The following is a 25,324-nucleotide window of genomic DNA, read 5'->3' as shown; positions in this document are numbered from 1 at the left end:
CTGCAGGGGAGTTCGCTATCCAAAGAAAAGCCATCCGCGACGGCGGATGGCTCCGGTTTCAAATCAGGTCGTACGACTTCATCTTCTTGCGCAGGGTGTTGCGGTTGAGGCCGAGCAGCTCGGCCGCGCGCGTCTGGTTGCCCTGGGTGTGGTTGAGCACCACCTCCAGCAGCGGTTTTTCCACCCGTGCCAGCACCATGTCGTAGATGGCGGCCGGCGTCTCGCCGTCCAGGTCGCGGAAGTACTGCTCCATCGCCAGCCTGACGCAATGGGAAATATCGTCGTTATTGTTGTTCATGGTTTGCCGCTTCGTATTGTTGCTTAATCGCCCGCACACGCTGTCGCGTCCTCGTCCTCGTGCGGTCCGGTGGACACGTACTCCAGCCGCTCGGAACTGGCCGCCAGCGTTGCGAAATACTGTGCCACTGCCTGGCGCTGCGCACTGGTCGATTCCAGCGCGTACATCGCCTGACGGAATTCGTTGCTGCCACGCAGGCCGCGGGTGTACCAGGCGATGTGCTTGCGCGCGATGCGGCAGCCGGAGTATTCGCCGTAAAAACGGTACAGCTCGTCGAGGTGGCCCTGCATGATGTCGTCGATCTCGCTGATGCGCGGCGGCGGCAGCGTCTCGCCGGTATCCAGGAAGTGCTGGATCTCGCGGAAGATCCACGGTCGCCCCTGCGCGGCGCGGCCGATCATGATCGCGTCGGCGCCGGTGGCGTCCAGCACCCGCTTCGCCTTCTGTGGACTGTCGATGTCGCCGTTGGCGATCACCGGGATAGCCACCGCCCGCTTCACCGCGGCGATGGTGTCGTACTCGGCGGCGCCGCGATACATGTCCTCGCGCGTGCGCCCGTGCAACGCCAGTGCGGCGATGCCGGCGTCTTCGGCCATCTTCGCCACCTGCAGCGCGGTCTTGACCTCGCTGCTCCAGCCGGTGCGGGTCTTCAGCGTCACCGGCACGTCCACCGCGCGCACCACCGCGTCGAGGATGCGGCCAACGTTGTCGAGGTCACGCAACAGCGCGGAGCCGGCGGCGACGTTGCACACCTTCTTCGCCGGGCAGCCCATGTTGATGTCGATGATCTGCGCGCCGCGCGCCACGTTCAGCTGCGCCGCCTCGGCCAGCATCGCCGCGTCGCCGCCGGCGATCTGCACCACGATGGGCTCGACTTCGCCGCTATGGTCGGCGCGCAGCAGGGTCTTCTTGGTGGTCCACAGCGACTTGTTGGCGGTGATCATTTCCGACACCGCCATGCCGGCGCCCAGTCTCTTGCACAGCATGCGGAACGGCCGGTCGGTCACGCCCGCCATGGGGGCGACGATCAGCTGGTTCTTGAGCGTGTAAGGGCCGATTTGCATTGCAAAAGAAAGACATGGAGGCGAAAGGGCGGCCATTGTACTGCCTTTTGCGCAGGCGGTAAAAACCTTTTTGCTTATTTTTTAAGCTAAAACAAGGTTGGCCGCAGCTGCTCGCGGCCGGCTGCATGACAAGTGAAAAACGGGGGATGTTGCGGAGGGGATGGGGGTGGGAAGTCGGTCGATAAGCCGGGTTTTGTCGTTGGACAGTCATTCCTCTAGTCCTGCCGTTACCGACAGGCTCAAGCAACCTACCCGGGTACAGCGCGGGCCACGCCAATGTACCCCTATTTGGTCTTGCTCCGGATGGGGTTTAGCCTGCCGTCCGTATCGCTACGTCCGCGGTGCGCTCTTACCGCACCTTTTCACCCTTGCCTGTGCCGCTGTCAGCGGGCTGGCGAACCAGCACTAACGCAAAACGTACGCTGCATGCAGCGCGTATTCTGCCCTGAACAGTACGATGCGCACCCTTGCGGGTGACACATCCGGCCATCGGCGGTTCAGCTCTCTGTTCCACTTTCCGTCGCCTCACGACGCCTGGCCGTTAGCCAGCATCCTGCCCTTTGGAGCCCGGACTTTCCTCCCCGTGCAAGCACGCGGCGACTGCCTGGCCGACTTCCCGGCGCGGATTGTAGCGCAAAGTGCCGCCCGGCACTGACAATTATCAATCTGTCACCGCGCACGCTTCCCTATACTGACCCTCCCCACCACCGCCCCCGCCACCCGCTTCATGACAGATCACCACAAACTCGCACGATTACAACTGAGCGGCATGCTGGGGCTGGTGCTGATGGTGGTGCTGCTGCTGGCCAGCTACTTTTTCTACCACCAGTGGCGCGACTACCGCGACGACAGCACGGTGGTGGCGGCCGAGGCGCGGCTGCGCGGCCAGACCTTCCTCAAGGCCTACGGCGACCACGCCGGCAACTCGCTGGAGACGCTGTACTCGCAGACACAGGACATCCTGCGCCAGCGCCTGCGCGAGCAGGTCGACCAGGCCTACGCGCTGGCCGACAGCCTGTACCGCCGCCATCACGGCCGCCTGGGCGACGCGGCACTGCAGCGCGAGATCGTGGAGAGCCTGCGCCCGCTGCGCTACTTCGGCGCTCGCGGCTACTACTTCATCGACAGCCTGGACGGCGACTGCGTGCTGCTGCCGACCAGCCCGCAGCGCGAGGGCCGCAGCCTGCTCGACAATCAGGACGACCAGGGCGCCTACGTCATGCGCAAGCTGCTGCTGTCGGTGGACAACCGCGCCGGCAGCGGCTTTGCCAGCTACCGCTGGTACCGCCCCGGCGAGGCCTTCATGTCGGAGAAGATCGCCTACTCGCGCCGCTTCGAGCCGTTCGGCTGGCTGATCGGCGGCGGCGAGTACGTGCTGAACGTGGAAGAAGACCTGCAGCGGCAGGCACTGCAGACGCTGGCGCAGATGCCGGTCGGCGAGCGCGGCTTCTTCGCCGTGATCGACAGCCACGGCCGCCTGCGCCAGATCCCGGGCCAGCGCGGCTTCGTGCTGCCCGCCGCGCTGCAACGGCAGCTGGCGGCCACGCCGCAGGGCTATTTCGTCGACTTCGAACACGCCGCCGCCCGCTATAGCGCCTACGTGGCCGTGGTGCCGTCGTGGCAGTGGCGCGTGGTCAGCATCGTCCCCGAACAGGAACTGGCCCTGTCCGGCGCCGCGAAGGCGCAGGCGCTGGGCGAGAAGACCCGCAACCGGGTGCTGACCACGCTGCTGATCCTGACCCTGGCGCTGTGCCTGGCGTGGCTGTTCTCGGTGCACTTCAGTCGCTGGCTGGGGGCGCTGATCGCGCAGTACCAGCAGCGGCTGCAGGCATCGCAACGGCAGGTGGAGGACAAGGCGCGCGAGATCGAGCTGACGCGCCACATGAGCGACAGCGCCGCCGACGCCATCGTGCTGCTCAGCGCGCAGGGCTGCGTGGTGTACCACAACGAGGCGGCCCGGCGCTGCTTCGGCGCCGGCAACACGTCGCGCATGGCGGAGCTGTTCGAGGAACACTACAGCGGCGGCCAGGCGCACTATGTGCGCCGCCTGCCAGGCGACGGCGGCGAGGTAACGCTGGAGGTCAGCCTCAGCGGCCTCTGCTACCAGGGCGAGCACTACCGCTGCGCCACCGCGCGCGACGTCAGCGCCCGCGTCAGCCACGAACGGCAGCAAAGGTTGGCCGCAACGGTGTTCGAGGCCAGCTCGGAGGCGATCCTGATCACCGACGCCGACAGCCGCATCATCGCCGTCAACCGCGCCTTCAGCGACATCACCGGCTACAGCGAGGCCGAGGCGCTGGGCAACACCCCGGCGCTGCTGGGCTCCGGCCGCCACGACGCCGCCTTCTACGCCGACATGTGGAACCACCTGCGCGCGCGCGGCTACTGGAGCGGCGAGATCTGGAACCGGCGCAAGAACGGCGAGATCTACCCGGAGTGGCTGACCATCAACCAGGTGCGCAACGGCGACGGCAGCGTCAGCCACTACGTGGCGCTGTTCTCCGACATCAGCGAGCGCAAGGCCACCGAGGCGCGGGTGCAGCACCTGGCCGAGTACGACTTCCTGACCGACCTGCCCAACCGCCTGCTGCTGCACGACCGCCTGCAGCAGTCGCTGCACCTGGCCGAGCGCAAGCAGCACAAGGTGGCGGTGCTGTTCATGGACCTCGACCGCTTCAAGAACGTCAACGACACCCTGGGCCACGACGCCGGCGACGAGCTGCTGCGCCAGGTCGCCGGCCGCACCCAACACATGCTGCGCGAGATGGACACCGTTGGCCGCACCGGCGGCGACGAGTTCGTGATCATCCTGCCGGAGCTGGCCGACAGCGCGCAGGCCGGCCTGGTCGCCGAGCGCGTGCTGCAGGTGCTGGAGGCGCCGTTCACTATTCGCGGCCACACGCTGGTGATCAGCGCCAGCATCGGCATCGCGGTGGCGCCGGCCGACGGCGGCAGCCCGGCGCTGCTGCTCAAGAATGCCGACATGGCGATGTACCAGGCCAAGGCCAGCGGCCGCAACGCGTTCCGCTTCTTCGACCCCGGCATGACCGCCGAGGTCAGCGAGCGGCTGCTGCTGGAAAACCAGCTGCGGCTGGCGATGGCGCAGCAGCGGTTCTATCTCGAACTGCAACCCAAGTACGACATCGCCAGCCGCCGCCTCAACGGCTTCGAGGCGCTGCTGCGCTGGCGCCAGCCGGACGGCCGCCTGGTGTCGCCGGCGCGCTTCATCCCGGTGGCCGAAGACTCCGGCGTGATCACCGAGCTGGGACTGTGGGTGCTGGAACAGGCCTGCCGCACCGCGACGGAGTGGGTGCGCCACGGCCGGCAGCTGACCATCGCCGTCAACGTCTCGGCGCGGCAGCTGACCCACGGCGACTTCTGCGCCGAGGTGGCGCGGGTGCTGCGCGACAGCGGCCTGCCGCCGGCGCTGCTGGAGCTGGAAGTGACCGAGGGCACGCTGATCGACTACAGCGGCCCGGTGCGGCAGCAGCTGGCCGGCATCAAGGCGCTGGGGGTACGGCTGGCGGTGGACGATTTCGGCACCGGCTACTCCAGCCTCGCCTACCTGAAGAACTTCGCGCCGGACACGGTGAAGATCGACCGCTCCTTCGTCAGCGGGCTGCAGCACAACCGCGACAACGCCGCCATCGTGTCCGCCATCATCACCCTGGCGCGCAACCTGGACATGGAGTCTCTGGCCGAGGGCGTGGAGACCGAGGCCGAGCTGGCGGCACTACAGGCGCTGGGCTGCGACACGGTGCAGGGCTATCTCACCGGCCGACCGCTGGCGGTCAACGACGCGCTGGCGCTGTGCCGGCTGCAGGCGCCGGCCGACGCGGCCTGAGCCTCGGAACCGGTTCAAGGTCGCGCACGCTCACGCAAGACAAGGCAAAAACGCCGGAGGAAACGGTGTTTATCCAGAAACAAACAAGCAGGCCACAGGCATTTTAACGCCGCGTCGCGCCATTGCGATCCGTTGCCGCAGGCACTACACCACGCCTCAGTCGAAGCGGCGGGTATAGCGCACTTCCGTCGACGCGTCGCGGCCGGCGCGGCCGATCAGCGACAGCGTGCGCGACAGCTGGTAGCTGACCTTCAGCGCCTGCTCGGCGCTCTTCAGCCCGTACTCGTAGCCGACGTACAGCTCGCGCGTCAGCTGCTTGCCCAGCGTCACCACCTGCTCCGCCGGGCTGACCACGCCGGCGCTGCTGGTGCTCTCCGCCCGCGACTGCACGCCGATGTCGTCGAACAGCCCGACCTGGTCGTTGATCAGGCCGGCGAGCATGCCGCCGGCGGCGGCACCGGCGCCCCCGGTGTTGTCGCCGGCCGCGGCGGCGCGGCCCAGCACCAGCCACGACAGCTTGTCCTTCTCCGACATCGCCTCGTCCGCCACCAGCTTCACCGTCGGCGTCAGCAGCGCGCCGCGCACCTCGACCCCGGCGCCGACCGGCGAGAAGCGGCGCGTGGCGCGCAGGTCCAGCGCCGGGTTGTCCAGCGGCCCGCTGAAGGTGACCACGCCGCGGCTGATGTCCAGATCCTGGCCGTAGGCCTTGAAGCGGCCCTTGTCGACGCGGATCTGGCCGCGCGCCTGCAGCGTGCCGCCCTGCTCCGCCAGCAGCCGCACCTCGCCGCCCAGCCACGCCTCCAGCCCGTTGCCGCCGAAGCGCAACTTGTCGCCGAGCGCGATGCGCAGATCCAGCGCCAGCGGCCAGCGGTTGCCGGCGTCGTCGACCACCTCGCGCCCCAGCACCACCACGTCGTCGGACAGGCGCGGCCCGCCCAGTTTCGGGATGTCGATGCGGCCCTCGTCGACACTGAGGTTGCCGCTCAGCGTCACCACCCGCTGCTTCACCTCGACGCGGCTGCGCCCGGACAGCAGCAGGCGCCGCCCCGGCCGCTCCAGTGCGGCGAAGCGCTTGAAGTCGAGCAGCAACAGCACATCCGGCGTCGCCTGGAACAGGTCGATGCGGCCACTGCCGGTCAGCTCGCCCTGCTTGCCGAAGCGCAGGCTGTCGATCAGCAGCTGCTGGCCGGCCAGCCGTGCCTGCAGCTGGCCCTGCTCCAGGCGGATGCCGTTGCGGCGCTCGACGAAGCGCAAGTCACGGCCCAGCAGCGGCCCGTCCAGCGTCGGCGACGACAGCGTGCCGCCCAGTTGCAGCGTGGCGTCGAGACTGCCGGACAACTCCATGCCCGCCTTCAGCCACGGTTGCGCCTGCGCCAGCGACGGCAATTGCAGCCGCACGCTGCCGGTCAGCGCCGCGTTGGCGACATTGCCACCGTTGCCCCACAGCACGCTGCCGTCGGCGGCGAGCTTGCCGAAGCGGCTGTCCAGCGCCAATGCCAGCGGCCCGCGCTCGCCGAGGCCGACACGCAGCATCGCCCGGCTCAGCCCCAGCGCCTGATCGCCGGCCGGCGCCGGCAGCCAGACATCGCCCTGCGTGCGCTGTAGTTCCATGCTGCCTTGCGGCCAACCTTGTGCGCCGTTCAGCTGCCAGCCGGCGTCGAACACCAGCGTCTGGCGCAAGGGCGGGCTGAACCACGGCGCCAGTGCCGACAAGGCCAGCCCCTGCACCCGGCCCTCGCTGCGCCAGCCGCCGCCGCGCTGCCAGCCGCTCTCGCCCAGCTGCCACTGCGCGCCCAGCGCCTGCCAGCGGCTGGCCGCCAGCGAAACGTTGGCCGCCCCCGCGCGCAGCGCCACCGGCTGCTGCAGGCGCAGCGGCACCCAGCCCGTCGCCTCCAGCTGCTGCAGCGTGCCGCGCCAGTTGCTGCCGCCGCGCTCGAAACCGCCGGCCAATTGCAATTGCAGCTGCTGTTCGTGCTGTTGCAGGCGGCCGGCGGCACTCAGCTGCAGCCGGTGCGCGAGGCGGCTGCCCTCGGCCTGCAGGCTCAGCCGCGCCAGCTGCCGCTCGCCCAGCGCCAGCGCGCGGCCGTCGAGGCGCAGGCGCAGCGGGCTGTCGTCGGCGATGCCGCTCTCGCCCTGCAGGCTGAGGCTGGCCACCGTCAGCGCGCCCGGCAGGCGCAGCTCGCTGGCCTGCAGGTCGGCGCGCAGCTGCGGCCGCGCCGGCACCCCGCCCAGGTCCAGCTCGCCGCGCACCCGTCCGGCAAACGCCGGGCCGAGCAGGCCCAGCTGCGGCGCGTCGAGCTGCATCTGCAAGCGGTCGCCCGGCTTGCCGTAGCTACCGGCAAGGCGCAGGCTGTTGCCGCCCAGCTGCAGCTGCCCCTGCAGCGTACTCAGCCGCTGCGCCTGCCAGCCGGCCTGCAGCCGGCCGGACAGGGGCGCGCCAGACAGCGTGCCCGGCGTCAGCTGCAATTGCAGCTCGCCCTGCGGCGCGGGCGCGAGGCTCACCCTGGCGCTGAAATTGCCGTTGATATTGCCCACCGGCAGCTGCGGCGACAGCGCCGCCGGGTTCAGCGCCTGCAGCCTGCCCTGCGCGTCCAGCCGCGGCACCTCGCCCAGCGCCAGCGTGCCGTCCAGCAGCAGCCGGCCGGCGCCGGTGCCCAGCTGCAGCTGGCGCAATTGCCACTGCTGCGGCGCCGGCATCGCCAGGCCGCCGCGTAGCGACAGCTTGCCGCTGGCCAATGCCAGCGCCAGTTGCGGCGCGCGCGCGCTGCCGCTCACGCGGATATCACCGCCGATGCGGTGCGAGGGCAAGTCGGCCAGCAGCGCTTGGCTGTGGATGCCGTCCAGGTGCAGCGCCAGCGCCAGCGCGGCGGGGCTGGCGCTGCCGTTCAGGGTGGCGCGGCCGTCGGCCAGCTCCGCCACCAGATTGTCCAGGTACAGGGTGTCGTCGCGGATGCGGAACGGCCCGTACAGCAGCGACAGCGGCAGCCGCCGCGCGCTGAGCGCGCCCGGCTGGTAGTTGATCAGCGACACGCCACCGTCGAGCACGCCGCTAGCTCCCGGTGCCAGCTGCAGCGCGAGGCCCAGCCGTGCCTGCGGCCAGGCCGGCTGCAAGGCCTGCGGATTGATGCCGCCGACGCGCACGTCCAGCTGCTGCAGGCGTTGCAGCGCCTGCGGCGCGAACGGGCGCAGCCGCGCGTTCAGCTCGGCCGACAGGCCCAGCGCGCTGACACTGCCGCTGACGCGCGGCGCCAGCAGCGTCTGCTGCAGCGTCAGCACACCGCGGCTGGCGACGCCTTCCAGCGCGCCATCGTATTCCAGCCGCCCGCCGAGCGCGAACGGCGCGCGGCTGCCCAGCGCCACGCTGGCGTGCATCCGCCCCCACGGGCTGTCCAGCCGGCGCAACACCAGTGCGTGCTGCTGTTGCCGGTAGTGGTAGCCGGCGTCGAGCGCGTTCAGCAGCGGCGGCGCATCACCCAGCTGCAGCGAGTCCAGACGCAGGCTGTCGATGGCGACCTCCAGCGGCAGGCGCAAGTGGGCCGGCGCTTGCGGCGGCCGGCCGTCGGACGGCTGGCTGCCGTGATAACGCAGCACGCCCAGGTGCAATTGTTCGATCTGCAACTGGCGCTGCCACAGCCGCTGCGGCGACCATGCCAGCTGCAGCCGGCTCAGCGCCAGCTGCTGTTGCGGCGTCTGCCAGCGGATGTCTTCCAGCACGAAGCCGTGCCACAGCGTGCCGTGGCTGCGGCCAACCTTGAGCTGGCCGCCGCTGGCGCGCTCCAGCAGCGGCCACAGGCTGGCGAAGCCTAGCGGCGTGGCGGTGAACCACGCCAGCGCGCCGCCGACACCGAGCAGCAACAGCAACAGTGCCAGCAGCAGCCAGCGCAACCACCGCAGGCGGCGGCGCGGCGGCGGCGGCGGTTCCGGTATCACGGGGGGCACATCGGCCGGCGGCGACGACGGCAGCAGGTCTTCGGTGTGCGCCATCAGAAGGCCAGCCCCAGGTTGAGGTTCCAGCGCCAGCGCTGGTCGCGCGCGCCGTAGGCGATGTCGAACGCCAGCGGCGCCAGCGGGCTGAGCCAGCGCACGCCGACCCCCTGTGCGCGCGCCAGGCGCCAGCTCTGCCAGCTGTCGGCGGCGTCACCGCCATCGACAAACGCCGCCAGCCGCCACGCCGGTGTCAGCGGATACTGGTACTCCAGCGTCGCGGTGGCCAGCACGCGGCCGCCGGTGACCGCGCCGCTGTCCGGGCTGACGATGCCCAGGCTCTGGTAGTCGTAGCCGCGCACGCTGCCGACGCCGCCGGCCTTGAACAGGCGCGACGCCGGCACCTGCAGCGCGTCGTCGGCCCACACCTGGCCCAGCTCCAGCCGCGTGAGCCAGGTGCCGCGCATGAAGGACGGGCTCCAGTACAGCGCACCGCGGCCGTAGCCGCGCAGGAAGCGGGTGTCCGCCGCCAGCCCGGCGCCGGACACGTGCCCCTCCAGCAGGTAGCCGGCCGCAGGGCGCAGCGGGTTGTCCACCGCGCGCTTTGCCCAGCCGTAGGACAGCACCAGCGCCTTGTTGTCGCGGGTGGCCTCGCCCTCGATCTGCTCGCGTTCGATCAGGTATTCCACGCCGAAGCGGGCCTCGATCTCGCCTTGCTGGCGCACGCGGAACAGGCCCAGCTCGGTGGCGTCGGTGATGGTCAGGTTCTGCTCGGCGTGGCGCTGCTGCAGGTTGAGGCTGTGCGCGTAGCCGTCGCTGCCACGCGAGAAGCCGAGGCCCAGATCCAGCTGCTGCCGCGACTTTTTCCAGTCGTAGGCCACCGAGCCGGTATAGCCGCGGCGCAGCAGGTTGTAGTGTTCGTAACCCAGGCGGGTGCCGGCGCCGTCGCCGGTGCTGTAGTTGAGGCCGACCTCCAGCTTCTGCCGCTGCTGCTCGCTCAGGGTGATGCCCAACGGCACGGTGTCGCCCTGCCGCTGCTCCCACAGCGGCGCCACCACCACGCCGGTGAAGTGCGGATCGTTCTCCAGCGCCGCCTGCAACGCCAGCAGAGACGGCTGCGAGTACGGCGCGCCGGGCGCGAAATCGGCCATGCCGCTGACGATGCTTGCCGGATAGCGCTGCAGGCCGTCGATGCGGAAGTCGCCGAAGCGGATCAGCGGCCCGCTGTCCACCGTCAGCGTCACCCGCGCCTCACGGCTGGCCGGGTCGATGCGCACCTGCGAAGCGCTGATCTTCGCCTGCGGGAAGCGGTCGAGCAGGAAGGGGCGCAGCGCCGCCTTCTTGCTGCTGTCCCAGTCGTCCTGGCGGAACACCGCCCCCTCCGGCAGCGCCCAGTCTTCCATCACCTTGGAAAGAAAGCGGCTGAAATCCGCCTGCTGCCGCACCGGCCCCTGCAGCGTGACATCGACCGCGCGCACGATCACCGGCGCGCCGGCGCTGACCTGCACCCGCACCGTGTCGCCGTCGCGGCCAACCTTGACCTCGCTGTCGAAATAGCCCTCGGTCTCCAGCAGCGCGCGCGCCTCGGCCGGGGTGCCGGCCACGATGCTGTCCAGGTCCTGCGCCGTCAGCGCCTCGTCCTGCTGCAGCGTGTACAGGTCGAGGTTGTCGCGCAGCAGCCCGGCCAGCTCCGACGGCGCCTCCAGCTCAACGCGGTAATCCAGCGCGTGGGCAGACAGGGGCAGGCAGGCAAGCAGGAACAGGACGCGATACATGGGCAGACAATCGGAAGGTGGGTGGGCAAGCGCCCATGGTAGTGCAGTTGCCGCGCGATGAAAAATGACATTCACACGGCCGGCGCCCTGCAACAGACCCTCGCCACCGCGCCATGTTCCCCACGCAGCCGGGGTTGCGGCCAACCTTGCCGGCGCCGACGCCGTCTAGGCGCGCTGCGGCCGCGCACGGATCACCAGCGCGATGCCGCCGAGTATCGCCAGCGCCGCCACCAGCAGGCGCCAGCCCGGCTGCTCGGCCAGCAGCAGCCAGCCGGCCAGCGCCGTCAGCAGCGGCACGCTCAGCTGCACCGTGGCCGCGCTGCTGGCACTCAGCCCGCGCAGCGCGCGATACCAGATCGCGTAGCCGAGGCCGGACGCCAGCGCCCCCGATGCCACCGCGTACCCTACCCCGGCCGCCGGCGGCGACAAGGGCGGCGCCTGCCACAGCCACAACAGCAAGGCCAGCGGCAGCGCACGCAGGAAATTGCCGGCGGTCACCGCGGTGGCGTCGCCGGCGCCGCGCCCGAGCAGCGAATACGCACCCCACGCCATGCCGGCCAGCAACATCAGCAACATGCCGCCCAGCGGCGGCGCCGACGCCCCCGGCAACAGCAGCAGCAACAGCCCGCCCAGCGCGGCGGCAAACCCCAGCCACTGGCGGGCGGCCAGGCGTTCGCCCTGCCACCAGCCGCAGGCGATCATGGTCGCCTGCACCGCGCCGAAGAGGCACAGCGCGCCACTGGCCGCCGGCAGGCTGAGATAGGCAAACGAGAACGCGGCGGCGTAGACGAATAGCGCCGCCGCGCCGCGCCAGCTGCCGGCCGCCGGCCAGCGCCGCGTTTGCCACGCCACCAGCGCCGCCAGCATCAGCGCGCCGGACAGCAGGCGGATCGCGGTGAAACTGGCGGCGTCGATGCCGGTGCTGCTCAGCGCCAGCCGGCACAGCAGCGAATTGCCGGCAAAGGCCAGCATCGCCAGCCAGGTCAGCCACAGGGTCTGCACGCGTGGGGTCACGGCGGCTCCTTTAACAGGGATAGGGCAAGAAATCGGGATAGGCCACTGGCGAGCGCCGCCAGCGGCTGGTACTGCCTACCATAACCGCTTTTTGCGGCGCCGGCGCGCGCCGGCCACTGCCAGCCGCACAGGCAGGTAGCGCGGATACCATGATAACTGCTTATCTTGTACCCCTATCCGGCAGCGGTTAAGGTCGGTGTTCCCCTATTGCGGAGCACCCGACATGAGCAGCCATCACCAGGCCACCCGGCAACAGTTCGACCCGCAGGCGCAAGCCTACCTCACCAGCGCGGTGCACGCCGCCGGCCCCGACCTCGCCGCTGCGCAACAGCTGGTCGCCGCCCACCTGCCACGCGACGGCCGCACCCTCGATGTCGGCTGTGGCGCCGGCCACCTCAGCTTCGCGCTGGCGCCGCTGCTGGGCGAAGTGGTGGCGCTGGACCCGGCGCCGGGGATGCTGGCTACCGTCGCCACGGCAGCCGCCGCCAACGGCCACGCCAACATCGTCACGCAACAGGGCGACGCCGCCGCGCTGCCGTTTGCCGACGCCAGCTTCGACCTGGTCGCCAGCCGCTACAGCGCCCACCACTGGCTGGACCTCGCCGCCGGCGTGCGCGAGATGTGCCGCGTGCTGCGCCCCGGCGGTTACCTGCTGCTGATCGATGTGGAAACCGACGCCGACGCGCTGGTCGACACCCACCTGCAGTGCTGGGAATTGCTGCGCGACCGCTCCCACATCCGCGACCGTTCCGACGCGGAATGGCGCCGGCTGCTGGCCGACGCCGGCATCAGCCTGCAACAGCAGCAAGGCTGGCCGCTGCGGCTGGAATTCGGCAGCTGGGTCAGCCGCATGCGCACGCCGCCGGAAAAAGTCGCCCTGCTGCGCCAGCTGCAGCAGGAGGCGCCGCAGGAAGTCGCTAGCGCGCTGCAACTGGAAGCCGACGGCAGCTTCACCACCCGCACCGGGCTGTGGTGGGGCCAGCGCGCCGGCTGAGCGGGCACAGGCTAACGTTGGCCGCAAGGCGGTGACGCCTGCGGCCAACCTTGCGGCCTGAGCTGCGGCAGGTGCCCGGCCAAGGTCAGCCCAGTGCGTCAGGCGGCTGGCCGCACGGACCGGCAGCAGGCGCCAAGCCTTGAAAGTGGCCACACCGCACCGATATGGCCAGCAGAGACCCCCTGGAGCCTGCCATGAACACCCCCACCGCCCTGCACCTGGCCTGCCCGCACTGCCACGCGCTCAACCGCGTCCCCGCCAGCCGCCTCACCGACGGCCCCAACTGCGGCCAGTGCCACCAGCCGCTGCTGACCGGCAAACCGCTGGAACTGACCGTGGACCACGCCGAGCGCCACATCTCGCGCAACGACATCCCGGTGGTGGTGGATTTCTGGGCGCCGTGGTGCGGCCCCTGCCAGATGATGGGCCCGGCCTTCGCCCAGGCCGCCGCCGCCCTGCCGCAGGTGCGCTTCGCCAAGATCAACACCCAGAACGAAACCACCCTCGGCCAGCGCTTCGCCATCCGCAGCATCCCGACCCTGATCCTGTTCGTCGGCGGGCGCGAGATTGCCCGCCAGGCCGGCGCCATGGACGCAGCCAGCATCCAGCGCTGGATCGCCGCCGGGCTACAGAAGGCGGGGCGGTAAGCGTGTGCAGGTCGGGTTGGCGCAGCGTAAGACGGCACGACCTGCGGCCAACCTTGCCGGGCATGAACACGTGTCGCCCGGATAGGCGACAGCGCATCCGGGGATGATTGCTACAGCGTATCGGCGTTCCGGATACAGGCGTCAGCCTGCGCCAGCAGCGCCTGCCGCGTCGCCGCATCCATCTTGCGCCAGCTGGCGTAGGGCATGGCCAGGCGCGGGTTGGCCGCCAGCGTCGCCTCGTGCCGAGCCAGAAAGTGCCAGTACAGGCTGTTGAACGGGCAGGCTTGCGGCCCGGTTTTCTGCTTGACCGTGTAGCGGCAGTGCGCGCAGTGGTCGCCCATGCGCGCCAGATAGGCGCCGCCGGACACATAGGGCTTGCTGGCCATGAAGCCGCCATCGGCCCACTGGCTCATGCCGCGCGTGTTGGGCTGCTCCACCCACTCGAAGGCATCGATGTAGATGCCCAGATACCAGGCATCCACTTCGTCCGGATCGCAGCCCAGCAGCAGCGCGATGTTGCCGGTGACCATCAGGCGCTGGATGTGGTGGGCGTAGGCGTGCTGCAGGCTGCCGCGCACCGCCTGCGCCACGCAGGCCATGCCGGTGTCGCCATCCCAGAACCAGCGCGGCAACGGCCGGCTGTGCTGCAGCACGTTGACGCGGCCGAAATCCGGCCGCGCCCAGTACACGCCGCGCACGTATTCGCGCCAACCCAGAATCTGGCGGATGAAGCCCTCGACGCTGGCCAGCGGCAGCGTCGGGTCGCTGCGCCACGCGGCCTCGGCGGCGTGCACCACCTCGTGCGGCGACAGCATCTTGGTATTCAGCGCAAAACTCAGCCCGCTGTGAAACAGCCAGGCCTCGTCGTGCACCAGCGCGTCCTGATAGCGGCCAAAGTGTCGCAGCCGCTGCCGGATGAAATCGGCCAGCCAGGCGCGCGCCTCGCGCCGGCTCAGCGGCCAGCGCAGCGCGTCGGCCTGCGGCTCACCCAGCGTCTGCACGCCGGCATCCACGATTTCCTGCCACAGCGCGCGTTCGTCGTGGCCGGCAAACGGCCACGGCGCCAGCGGCACCTCGCCGCGATACGGCTCGCGGTTGGCCGCATCGTAGTTCCACTGCCCGCCTTCAGGCTTGCCGGCGCCATCCAGCAGCACGCCGTGACGCTGGCGCATGTGGCGGTAGAAGGTTTCCATACGCCAGCCCTTGCTGCCGAACAGCGCTGCCGCCTCATCACGCGCGGTGTAGAAATGCTCGCTGTCCACCACGCTCAGCGGCAGGCCCAGCTGCTGCTGCAGCGCCGCCAGGAGCACATCCACCCGACGCTCGTCCGCCTGCTGGCAGGCCAGGCTGTCGGCAGCATAATGCGCGGCCAGCCAACCCAGGTTGGCCGCAAAGTCGTGGCGGTTGGCCGCATCGCCAATGCGCAGGTAATGCACGCGATGACCGGCCGCCTGCAGCGCTCCGGCAAAACAGCGCATGGCGGCAAACAGCGCCAGCACCTTCTGCGCGTGGTGGCGGACGTAACCGGTCTCGCTGCGGATTTCCATCATCACGTACACCACATCGCCGCGGCGTTCGCGGTACCAGCTATGGCCAGCGTTGAGCTGGTCCCCCAGAATCAGGCGCAGTTGCATGCAGTCTCCCAGACAAACGGCCCACCAGCATGGCGAGCCGTTGCATGATGCCATCAGGCCAGGTCACAGCGCGACGGCGTGCCGATAACACAAGCCTGGCCACACAGCCGTCACGGCTTGCGGCCAACCTTGGCGCGGTAATCGGCTTTGATTTTTTTGCCACGGAAGAACACGGAAAACACGGACAAAGGCAAAGACGACGATTAACCGTGAAAAACTCGAAAGTAAAAGCGCTGGAATGAGCCAAGGTTGGCCACAAGCCATTCCACCGCCAGCCAAAACCGAACCGACTCGCCCCACCCCCGTTGGCGCAGGCCGTAGCAGCGGCCGCCAGCCCGGAAACAAGCCGCCCTCTTTTGAGCGCAGCGTATGGGCGGCGCCGGGATGGTGGCCGCTGGTACGGGAATTCCTGCGCCGTCGGGTCGCCTTTTCTTTGGTGACTTTCTTTTGGCGAAGCAAAAGAAAGTCACCCGCCGCCGCGCGGAAAGCGGCAGATAAAAAACATCCGCGCAGCGGATACCCCAGACAAAACAAGGTTGGCCGCAAAGCCGTGACGACTTGCGGCCAACCTTGGGTATGTGGTCGCGGTAAACGTTGGGCTTTGCAAGCTCAGCACAACCTACCGCGTTAGCCTTTCATCAGATTATTAAACTTTGACTCCAGAATAGCTCTCGATTTTTTCACAAGAAACGCTCGATCTCTTGACTGGCTATCAAATGCAACTGAAACACTTAATCCATTTTGGTATATTTTATAAATATTTATACTACCATCGTATCTAATGGAGTATTGCAAATAAACAGTCATACCATCATTATGGTAACTAACAATCTCATACCGACCATTTGAATAAATGGTGTAATCATTTTCAATACCAATTAGATTGTAATTTTTCAACCTAAAACTCATATCCAATGATCTTTCCTCTCTTATCTCAACAAAATCATCAGCAGGCGCTCCAATAGCACATGAAAACCCAGAATGATTGTCATCAATGTCAGTATGAAAAGCTATGTAATTAACTTCCTGAAATGGAAAGTTACAACTTTGTAAATTAACAATCAAATCTCCACCATTCTTTGGTGAAATGGAGAGATGTGAACCACTTGGCTGGCAACCCTGCAAAATCAACAGAATAAAAAAACATACATTATGTACATTCACGTCTTATCCTTATTTTAATTATTATTCGCTGATTTTTAATAGTTGGCTCAAGAAGTAATCCATCATCAGTCGTCCCTCCGTTTTGATCTCCGCACTCACCACCATCCCGACCAGCAGCTGACCCAACCTACCTTTACTTACTTCTTGTGCTGCGACGGGATCTTGCGTGGCCGGTGCCACCAGCGGTGCTGGGTCAGATACCAAAGCCACCACATCTTGATCTCCACATAGGCCACGCTCAACTTCGACAAAAATGCGGCCAGCAAGATAACCAAGCCACCCGCGGTATTCAACCTGCCATGCAGGACGTGGCTGACGATGAGACCTAGCAAACCCAGAATGATGCTCGCCAAGCATACGACAAGGATTTCGCAATAGATCAAGGCTTTAGGGTCATAGCCACCCTTCGGATAATGCGACAGCTGCATCCCGGCAAGAAAAAGTACCGCAAAGATGGTGACGAAAATCATTGCGCCATACGATGGAGAATCGCCGAGGCTAAACAGAAACATAAAAAATGCCCATGCCAGTAGGACCACACCACGGCTGAACAAGGACCCTATACTCATCCTTCCCTCCTTAAGCTGCGCTATCTGTCGAACGAACGACACGCCCACAAGTGCTAACCAGCAACCATTATAATCACATGACATAAATCACGGCCATGACAAAAGGGCAAGCCCTCATCAGGCTTGCCCTTTCTCGTCTTCACTGCGGCCAACCTTGGCCGCAGTCACACGTTTACTTCTTGCGTTGCGGCGGCAGGTCGGTGCAGCTGCCGTGTGCCACTTCGGCGGCCATGCCGATGCTCTCGCCCAGTGTCGGGTGCGCATGGATGGTCTTGCCGATGTCGGTGGCGTCGCAGCCCATTTCGATGGCCAGGCAGATTTCGCCCAGCATGTCGCCGGCGTGGGTGCCCACGATGGCGCCGCCGATGACCTGATGCGTTTCGGCGTCGAAAATCAGCTTGGTGAAGCCTTCGTCGCGACCGTTGGCGATGGCGCGGCCGGAAGCAGCCCACGGGAACACCGCTTTTTCGATCTTGATGCCGTCACGCTTGGCCGATTCTTCGGTCACGCCGACCCAGGCCACTTCCGGATCGGTGTAGGCCACGCCCGGAATCACGCGGGCGTCGAAGTAGGCTTTCTGCCCGGCGCAGTTTTCCGCCGCCACGTGCGCCTCGTGCACCGCCTTGTGCGCCAGCATCGGCTGGCCAACGATGTCGCCGATGGCGTAGATGTGCGGCACGTTGGTGCGCTGCTGCTTGTCGACTTCGATGAAGCCGCGGTCGGTGACGGCGATACCGGCGTTTTCCGCGCCGATCAGCTTGCCGTTCGGCGCGCGGCCGGCGGCGACCAGTACCAGGTCGTAACGCTGCGGTTCGGCCGGGGCCTTGGCGCCTTCAAAGGTCACGTAGATGCCGTCTTCCTTGGCCTCGACGGCCACGGTTTTGGTGCCGGTCATGATGTTGTCGAAGCGATGGGCGTTGTACTTTTCCCATACCTTCACCAGATCACGGTCCGGACCCTGCATCAGGCCGTCCATCATTTCCACCACGTCCAGGCGCGCGCCCAGCGTGGAGTACACGGTACCCATTTCCAGACCAATGATGCCGCCGCCGATCACCAGCATCTTGTTCGGCACGGCTTTCAGTTCCAGCGCGCCGGTGGAGTCGACGATGCGCGGGTCTTGCGGAATGAACGGCAGGTTCACCACGCGGCTACCGGCAGCGATGATGGCGTTCTTGAACTTGATCACCTGCTTGGCGCCGGTCTTGTCCTGACCGCTGCCTTCGGTGGTTTCCACCTGCAGGTGGTACGGGTCCAGGAACTGGCCGACGCCGCGTACAACCTGTACCTTGCGCGCCTTGGCCATGCCGGCCAGACCGCCGGTCAGCTTGCCGATGACCTTTTCCTTGTAGCCACGCAGCATGTCGATGTCGATTTCCGGCGCGGCAAACTTGATGCCGTTGGCGGCCAGGTGTTTCACCTCATCGATCACCGCCGCGTTGTGCAGCAGCGCCTTGGACGGGATGCAGCCCACGTTCAGGCACACGCCGCCGAGGGTGGCGTAACGCTCGACCAGTACCACTTTCAGGCCCAGGTCGGCAGCGCGGAAGGCGGCGGAGTAACCGCCAGGGCCGGCGCCCAGGACCAGCACGTCGCATTCGATGTCGGCAGCACCGGCGTGGCTGGCGGCAACTGGTGCTGCCACCGGGGCGGCTACAGGTGCAGCGGCCGGCGCGGCAGCAGGAGCGGCAGCAGGAGCGGCAGCAGCCGGGGCAGGAGCCGCAGCAGCGGCACCGGCAGCCTCGATGATGGCGATGACGTCGCCTTCGGAGATCTTGCCGCCGACGGCGGTGCGCAGTTCCTTGATCACACCGGCGTGTTCGGCCGGCACTTCCATGGTGGCCTTGTCGGTTTCCAGCGTGATCAGGCTGTCGTCCTTGGCAACGGTGTCGCCGACTTTCACGAACACCTCGATCACGTCCACATTGCTGTGGCCGCCGATGTCCGGCACTTTCAGTTCAATCAGATTGCTCATGGTTCACATCCATGTGGTGGCGGCGCGCAGGGCACGCCGCCGGTATTCGGCACGATGGCTTGCTGGCAGCCGAAGGTTGGCCGCGGCCAACCTTCCGGCTGCGACCATTACAGGATCAGGCGGCGCACGTCGGACAGCAGCTTGCCCAGGTACACGGTGAAGCGGGCCGCAGCGGCGCCGTCGATCACGCGGTGGTCGAAGGACAGGCTCAGCGGGCACATCAGGCGCGGCGCGAATTCCTTGCCGTTCCATACCGGCTTGATCTGCGACTTGCACACGCCGAGGATGGCCACTTCCGGTGCGTTCACGATAGGCGTGAAGCCGGTGCCGCCGATACCGCCCAGGCTGGAGATGGTGAAGGTGGCACCCTGCATGTCGGTAGGCTTGAGCTTGCCGTCACGCGCCAGCGCGGACAGGTCGGTCAGTTCCTTGGCGATCTGCTTGATGCCCTTCTGGTCCACGTTCTTGATCACCGGTACCACCAGGCCGTTCGGCGTGTCGGCGGCGAAGCCGATGTGGTAGTACTGCTTCAGCACCAGGTTGTCGCCATCCAGCGAGCTGTTGAAGGCCGGGAAGGCTTTCAGCGCCTCGGCGGCGGCCTTGATGATGAAGGCCAGCGGGCTGATCTTCAGGCCGGACTTTTCCCATTCCTTGCCGATGGTCTTGCGGAAGTCTTCCAGCTCGGTGATATCGCAGTCGTCGTTGAATGTCACGTGCGGGATCATCACCCAGTTGCGCGACAGGTTGGCGCCGGAAATCTTCTGGATGCGGGACAGCGGCTTCACTTCCACCGGGCCGAACTTGGCGAAGTCCACCTTCGGCCACGGCAGCAGGTCGAGACCGCCACCGTTGCCTGCCGGTGCGGCAGCCGGGGCCAGCGCCGCCGGGTTCTGCATGATGGCTTTGACGAAGCCCTTCACGTCATCCTCGACGATACGGCCCTTGCGGCCGGAGCCTTTCACCTTGGACAGGTCCACGCCCAGCTCACGTGCCAGCTTGCGTACCGACGGGCCGGCGTGCGACTTGGCGAAGCCGGCTTCGTTAAAGGCGGCGGCGACGGCAGCGGCAACCGGTGTTGCCACCGGAGCAGCGACAGGCGCCGGCGCGGCGGCCACAGGGGCGGCAGCGACCGGAGCCGGAGCGGCAGCAGGTGCAGCGGCCGGGGCGGCGGCGGCGCCGGCACCCTCGACCACCACGATCAGGTCGCCTTCGCTGGCCTTGTCGCCGACTTTCACTTTCACTTCCACCACGCGGCCGGCAGCAGTAGCCGGCACTTCCATGGTCGCCTTGTCGGTTTCCAGCGTGATCAGGCTGTCGTCGACCTTGATCTCGTCGCCGACCTTGACCGATACCTCGATCACGTCGACGCCGCTGTGGCCGCCGATATCCGGAATACGGATCTCGCTGCGGCCAACGTTGGCCGCAGCGGCCGGGGCCGGCGCGGCAGCGGGTGCAGGGGCAGCGACCGGTGCGGGCGCAGCCGCTACCGGGGCGGCTACCGCAGCAGCCGGAGCCGGTGCGGCGGCGCTGGCGCCCACTTCGATGATGGCGATCACGTCGCCTTCGGAAATCTTGCCGCCGAGTACGGCGCGCACTTCCTTCACCACGCCGGCGGCTTCGGCCGGTACTTCCATGGTGGCTTTGTCGGTTTCCAGGGTGATCAGGCTGTCGTCGATGGCGACGGTCTGGCCCGGCTGGATGAAGACTTCGATGACGTCTACATTGCTGTGCCCACCGATGTCGGGCACTTTCAGTTCGATCAGATTGCTCATGGCTCTATCCACATCGTAGGGCGGAGATCCGCAGTACGGGCAAGGCGTGCTGCCTTGCCGGCGACGGGCTCCGCCAACATTCGGCTTGGTATCCCGGCCGCCGTCTGGCGGCCGGTGTGCGCTGTGTTGCTGGCGCGGCGAAAGCCACGCGGGTGACTTTCGCCGGGATCAGGGTTGGCCGCAGCGGCCGCGCCTTACACCTTCCAGCTCGGCAGCTTGGCGACGTTGATACCGTACTTGGTGATGGCTTCCTGGACGCGGGCGGCGTCGATCTTGCCTTCGCGTGCCAGGGCCGACAGCGCGGCCACGGCGACGTAGCGGCGGTCCACTTCGAAGAACTCGCGCAGCTTGGCGCGGCTGTCGGAGCGGCCGTAACCGTCGGTACCCAGCACCACGTAACGGCCAGGCACGTATTCACGGATCTGGTCGGCGTAGTTGCGGATGTAGTCGGTGGCGGCGATCACCGGGCCGGAACGGCCGGCCAGCTGCTGCTCGACGTAGGACTGGCGCTGCTCGCCCACCGGGTGCAGCAGGTTGTGGCGCGACGCTTCCATGCCGTCACGGCGCAGCTCGTTGAACGAGGTCACGCTCCAGATGTCGGACGCGATGCCGAAGTCGTTGCGCAGCAGGTCGGCGGCGGCGATCACTTCGCGCAGGATGGTGCCGGAGCCCATCAGCTGCACTTTCACCGCGGCGTCGCCACCGTCCTTGAACAGGTACATCCCCTTCAGGATGCCGTCTTCGGCGCCCTGCGGCATGGCCGGGTGGGTGTAGTTCTCGTTCATCAGGGTGATGTAGTAGAACACGTCCTGCTGCTCGACATACATGCGGCGCAGACCGTCCTGCAGGATCACGGCCAGTTCGTAGGCGAAGGTCGGGTCGTAGCTGATGCAGTTCGGGATCAGGCCGGCCTGGATGTGGCTGTGGCCGTCTTCGTGCTGCAGGCCTTCACCGTTCAGGGTGGTACGGCCGGCGGTGCCGCCGAGCATGAAGCCGCGGGCGCGCATGTCGCCGGCTGCCCAGGCCAGGTCGCCGATACGCTGGAAGCCGAACATCGAGTAGTAGATGTAGAACGGAATCATCGGGATGCCGTGGTTGGCGTAGCTGGTCGCTGCCGCAATCCACGAGGACATCGCGCCCGGCTCGTTGATGCCTTCCTGCAGCATCTGGCCGTCCTTGGATTCCTTGTAGAACATCAGCTGGTCGGCGTCCTGCGGTACGTAGTTCTGACCCTGGGTGGACCAGATGCCGTACTGGCGGAACATGCCTTCCATACCGAAGGTGCGGGACTCGTCCGGCACGATCGGCACGATCTGCTTGCCGATGTTCTTGTCCTTCAGCAGGATGCCCAGCTGGCGCACGAAGGCCATGGTGGTGGAGAACTCGCGCTCGCCGGAATCGTTGAACTGGCTGTCGAACACGTGCAGGCCCGGGATGGCCAGCGGGGTCTTCACCGGTTTGCGGGCCGGCAGGTAGCCGCCCAGCGCGGCGCGGCGCTCGCGCATGTACTGCATTTCCGGGCTGTCTTCGGCCGGCTTGTAGTACGGTACTTTTTCCAGATCGGCGTCGGAGACCGGGATGCCGAAGCGGTCGCGGAACTTGCGCAGGTTATCCAGCGCCATTTTCTTGGCCTGGTGGGCAACGTTCTGTGCTTCGCCGGACGAGCCCATGCCGTAACCCTTGATGGTCTTGGCCAGGATCACGGTCGGACGGCCGTTGGCGTTGTGGGTGGCTTCGTGGTACGCCGCGTACACCTTGTGCGGGTCGTGGCCGCCACGGTTCAGTGCCCAGATTTCGTCGTCGGACATGTTGGCCACCATCTCGCGCAGCTCCGGGTACTTGCCGAAGAAGTGTTCGCGAACGTAGGCGCCGTCCTTGGACTTGAAGGTCTGGTAGTCGCCGTCCACGCACTCGTCCATGCGCTTCTTCAGCAGGCCCTTGGTGTCCATGGCCAGCAGCGGGTCCCAACGGGAGCCCCAGATCACTTTCAGCACGTTCCAGCCGGAACCGCGGAAGTCGCCTTCCAGTTCCTGGATGATCTTGCCGTTACCACGTACCGGGCCGTCCAGACGCTGCAGGTTGCAGTTGATCACGAACACCAGGTTGTCCAGGCCTTCGCGGGCCGCCAGCGCGATCGCGCCCAGGGATTCCGGCTCGTCCATCTCGCCGTCGCCGCAGAAGCACCACACCTTGCGACCCGGGGTCTTGGCCAGGCCACGGCTTTCCAGGTACTTCAGGAAGCGAGCCTGGTAGATGGCCATCAGCGGGCCCAGGCCCATGGATACGGTCGGGAACTGCCAGAAGTCTTCCATCAGCCACGGGTGCGGATAGGACGACAGGCCGCCGCCGTCCACTTCCTGACGGAAGCTGTCCAGCTGCTCTTCGTTCAGGCGGCCTTCAAGGTAGGCACGCGCGTACACGCCAGGAGAGATATGGCCCTGGAAGTACACCAGATCGCCTTCCTGCTCGTCGTTGTGGGCGCGCCAGAAGTGGTTGAAGCCGACGTCGTACAGGGTGGCGGAGGACTGGAAGGAGGCAATGTGGCCACCCAGTTCCAGGTCTTTCTTGCCGGCGCGCAGCACCAGGGCCATCGCGTTCCAGCGGTTGATGGAGCGGATGCGGTGCTCCATCTCGTGATTGCCGGGGGACTTCTGTTCTTTGCCCACCGGGATGGTGTTCAGGTAAGCGGTGGTGGCTTCGAAAGGCAGGTGCGCGCCGCGACGGCGGGTACGCTCGACCATTTTTTCCAGCAGGAAATGGGCGCGTTCTGCGCCGTCGCTGTCCAGTACGGACTCCAGCGCATCGGTCCACTCGTGGGTTTCAACCGGATCGATATCGTCAGGGTAGATTGCTGCCATCTCACATCCTCACTTTATATTTTCAGTTCACTACCCGCATGGGCAGCGCCTGTTTTCATGACATTGGGGCCTTGCTAAAGGCTTTTCAGAACTGCGGCGGATTATAATCGAACAATTCCGCAAATAAAATTTGCGAAAGTGAAAAATTTCTTACATAGCGCAGAGTGTAAATCCTGACGTTTTACACGCGAAGTGGCTAATAGGGATAACGCTCAAATTCGGCTTTTTCGGCACGGATATTGCGCCGCAATATGTTGTATTTTTGCGATTTTTGCCGGTAACACGGCGAGGGGGACAGGCGTCAGCGCGGCTTGGCCGGATGCTGGGTGTCGATTTCGCGCAAACGCGCCTCGACGGTGGAGCGCAGGTAGAAGTCGTCGCCGCCGGCGCGGCTGGCGAGCTGGTACTGGATGCGTGCCGATTCAAACTCCTGTTCGATATAGAACGCGTGGCCGAGCGCGGCGTGGTAGCGCAGCGCGTCGCCCTCGCCGTAGCTGCGCGCCGCCAGCCGCCACAGCGCCGCGTTGTCGGGTGCGCGCTTGAGCGCCAGCTCGATCTGCTGCCGTGCCTCGGCGCTGCGCCGCGCCTGCAACAGGGTGTCGATGCGCGCCAGCCACAGCGCGTCGTTGGACGGGAATTGCTGCAGCGCCTGCTCGTAGCGCGCCAGCGCGCCGTCAAGGTTGGCCGCAGCGCGCTGGATGTCGCCGCCCAGCAGCAGCAGCGACGGGTGCGGCGACAGTTGCCGCTGCGCACTGGCCAGTGCCTGCTGCGCGTCGTCGTAGCGGCCCAGCTGCAGCAGCGCGCGCGCGAGGCCATAGTAGGTGGCGCCCGGCTGCAGGAAGCGGCCGGCGGCCAGCGCGGTGCGGTAGTGGCGCTCGGCCTCGGCGGCGCCGAGGGTGGCCAGGCGCAGCTTCTCGCGCATCAGCAGGAAATCCTGGCTGTCGGCGCGCATGCGCAGCGGGTAGCCCTGCGCGCGGTTCTGCGCCTCGCTGACGCGCTCGCCGGTCAGCGGGTGGGTGCGCAAAAAACCGAAGGCGTTGTTGTCGTTGTGGCGGTGGGTCTGCTGCAGGCGGTCGAAAAAGCCGGCCATGCTGCGCGCGTCGAAACCGGCGGCGGTCAGGTACTGCATGCCGATGCGGTCGGCCTCGCGTTCGAAATCGCGCGAATAGGCCAGCTGGCGGCTGGCGGCGAGCCCGACGCCGGCGTTGACCATGCCGGCGCTGACGTCGCCGTTGGAGGCATTGGACGCCAGCACCCCGGCCAGGATCGCCGCCAGCATCAGCAGGTGGCGGTTGCCCTCGCCCTCCTGCATCCGCGCCAGATGGCGCTGGCTGACGTGGGCGATCTCGTGCGCCAGCACCGAGGCCAGCTCGCCCTCGCTCTGCGTCGCCAGCAGCAGGCCGCTGTGTACGCCGATCACGCCACCGGGCAGCGCGAAGGCATTGATGCTGCGGTCGTTGACGGCGAAGAAGGCAAAACGCATCCCCGGCAGCTGTGCGCCGGCGGCCAGCCGCCCGCCGAGGTCGGCGAGGTAGGCGTTGACCTCCGCATCGTCGATCACGTCGCCGTCGCCGCGCAGCGAGCGCAGGATGTCGCGCCCGATGCGGTTCTCCTCCGCCTGCGACAAGGCGGACTCGGCCACCGTGCCCAGATTGGGCAGGTCGTTGGCGGCGAACAGTGGCGGCGCGGCCAGGGTGGCGAGCAGGCTGGCGACGAGCAGGGTGTGGCGGGAGTATCGTTTCATGCCGGTATGATAGCCAGCAGCGGCCGGAAGTTGCACGCGGCGCGTAGT

At 66.9% G+C, this 25,324-nt stretch carries 15 protein-coding genes and 1 other RNA gene; 3 read left to right on the top strand and 13 right to left on the bottom strand.

The window, feature by feature from the left end; all coding sequences use genetic code 11:
- Positions 1–58: 58 nt before the first annotated feature.
- The 3 genes from fis to rnpB form a co-directional block, all read right to left on the bottom strand.
- Positions 59–298, bottom strand: a complete 240-nt coding sequence (gene fis / locus PQU96_RS14520; RefSeq protein ID WP_272773126.1) for a DNA-binding transcriptional regulator Fis — start codon at positions 296–298, stop codon at positions 59–61.
- A gap of 23 nt (positions 299–321) precedes the next feature.
- The gene (gene dusB / locus PQU96_RS14515) at positions 322–1,362 is read right to left on the bottom strand and encodes a tRNA dihydrouridine synthase DusB (protein WP_272773125.1); all 1,041 of its coding nucleotides are present in this window, start codon (positions 1,360–1,362) and stop codon (positions 322–324) included.
- A gap of 166 nt (positions 1,363–1,528) precedes the next feature.
- Positions 1,529–1,978: RNase P RNA component class A (rnpB, locus tag PQU96_RS14510), an RNA gene on the bottom strand.
- Between the two features lie 111 nt (positions 1,979–2,089).
- Here rnpB and PQU96_RS14505 point away from each other — a divergent pair.
- Positions 2,090–5,206, top strand: coding sequence for a bifunctional diguanylate cyclase/phosphodiesterase (locus tag PQU96_RS14505; RefSeq protein ID WP_272773124.1), 3,117 nt, complete (start codon positions 2,090–2,092; stop codon positions 5,204–5,206).
- Positions 5,207–5,362: 156 nt separating this feature from the next.
- Here PQU96_RS14505 and PQU96_RS14500 read toward each other — a convergent pair whose 3' ends face one another.
- The 3 genes from PQU96_RS14500 to PQU96_RS14490 form a co-directional block, all read right to left on the bottom strand.
- On the bottom strand, positions 5,363–9,190 hold the full coding sequence (locus PQU96_RS14500; protein ID WP_272773123.1) for a translocation/assembly module TamB domain-containing protein: 3,828 nt from the start codon (positions 9,188–9,190) through the stop codon (positions 5,363–5,365).
- A complete protein-coding gene (locus PQU96_RS14495; RefSeq protein ID WP_272773122.1) occupies positions 9,190–10,905 on the bottom strand; it encodes an autotransporter assembly complex protein TamA in 1,716 nt (571 codons plus the stop codon). Before PQU96_RS14495 ends, PQU96_RS14500 begins: the two co-directional genes overlap by 1 nt.
- 165 nt (positions 10,906–11,070) lie before the next feature.
- A complete protein-coding gene (locus PQU96_RS14490) occupies positions 11,071–11,919 on the bottom strand; it encodes a DMT family transporter (protein ID WP_272773121.1) in 849 nt (282 codons plus the stop codon).
- A 223-nt stretch (positions 11,920–12,142) separates the two neighbouring features.
- Here PQU96_RS14490 and PQU96_RS14485 point away from each other — a divergent pair, with 223 nt between their 5' ends.
- Entirely contained in the window at positions 12,143–12,913 is a 771-nt protein-coding gene (locus PQU96_RS14485; protein WP_272773120.1) for a class I SAM-dependent methyltransferase, read from the top strand.
- A 194-nt stretch (positions 12,914–13,107) separates the two neighbouring features.
- Complete coding sequence (gene trxC / locus PQU96_RS14480; RefSeq protein ID WP_272773119.1) at positions 13,108–13,560, top strand: thioredoxin TrxC; 453 nt, start codon at positions 13,108–13,110, stop codon at positions 13,558–13,560.
- Positions 13,561–13,670: 110 nt separating this feature from the next.
- On the opposite strand, the gene PQU96_RS14475 is transcribed toward trxC, so the two are convergent.
- The 7 genes from PQU96_RS14475 to PQU96_RS14445 all read right to left on the bottom strand — a co-directional run bounded on the left by PQU96_RS14475 (position 13,671) and on the right by PQU96_RS14445 (position 25,276).
- On the bottom strand, positions 13,671–15,194 hold the full coding sequence (locus tag PQU96_RS14475; RefSeq protein ID WP_272773118.1) for a cryptochrome/photolyase family protein: 1,524 nt from the start codon (positions 15,192–15,194) through the stop codon (positions 13,671–13,673).
- A gap of 627 nt (positions 15,195–15,821) precedes the next feature.
- Positions 15,822–16,358 carry a hypothetical protein gene (locus PQU96_RS14470; RefSeq protein WP_272773117.1) on the bottom strand — a complete coding sequence of 179 codons (537 nt, stop codon included), beginning with the start codon at positions 16,356–16,358 and terminating at the stop codon, positions 15,822–15,824.
- A gap of 137 nt (positions 16,359–16,495) precedes the next feature.
- The gene (locus PQU96_RS14465) at positions 16,496–16,927 is read right to left on the bottom strand and encodes a hypothetical protein (RefSeq protein WP_272773115.1); all 432 of its coding nucleotides are present in this window, start codon (positions 16,925–16,927) and stop codon (positions 16,496–16,498) included.
- A gap of 172 nt (positions 16,928–17,099) precedes the next feature.
- Positions 17,100–18,902: a dihydrolipoyl dehydrogenase gene (gene lpdA / locus PQU96_RS14460; protein WP_272773114.1), complete on the bottom strand. Its 1,803-nt coding sequence runs from the start codon at positions 18,900–18,902 to the stop codon at positions 17,100–17,102.
- 107 nt (positions 18,903–19,009) lie between these two features.
- A complete protein-coding gene (gene aceF, locus PQU96_RS14455; protein ID WP_272773113.1) occupies positions 19,010–20,674 on the bottom strand; it encodes a dihydrolipoyllysine-residue acetyltransferase in 1,665 nt (554 codons plus the stop codon).
- Between the two features lie 194 nt (positions 20,675–20,868).
- Positions 20,869–23,532 carry a pyruvate dehydrogenase (acetyl-transferring), homodimeric type gene (gene aceE, locus PQU96_RS14450; RefSeq protein WP_272773111.1) on the bottom strand — a complete coding sequence of 888 codons (2,664 nt, stop codon included), beginning with the start codon at positions 23,530–23,532 and terminating at the stop codon, positions 20,869–20,871.
- A gap of 301 nt (positions 23,533–23,833) precedes the next feature.
- Positions 23,834–25,276: a M48 family metalloprotease gene (locus PQU96_RS14445; protein ID WP_272773108.1), complete on the bottom strand. Its 1,443-nt coding sequence runs from the start codon at positions 25,274–25,276 to the stop codon at positions 23,834–23,836.
- Positions 25,277–25,324 lie beyond the last annotated feature (48 nt).

Source organism: Vogesella margarita, from assembly GCF_028548475.1.
Taxonomy (GTDB): domain Bacteria; phylum Pseudomonadota; class Gammaproteobacteria; order Burkholderiales; family Chromobacteriaceae; genus Vogesella; species Vogesella margarita.
This window is presented reverse-complemented; position numbering and strand designations above follow the sequence as displayed.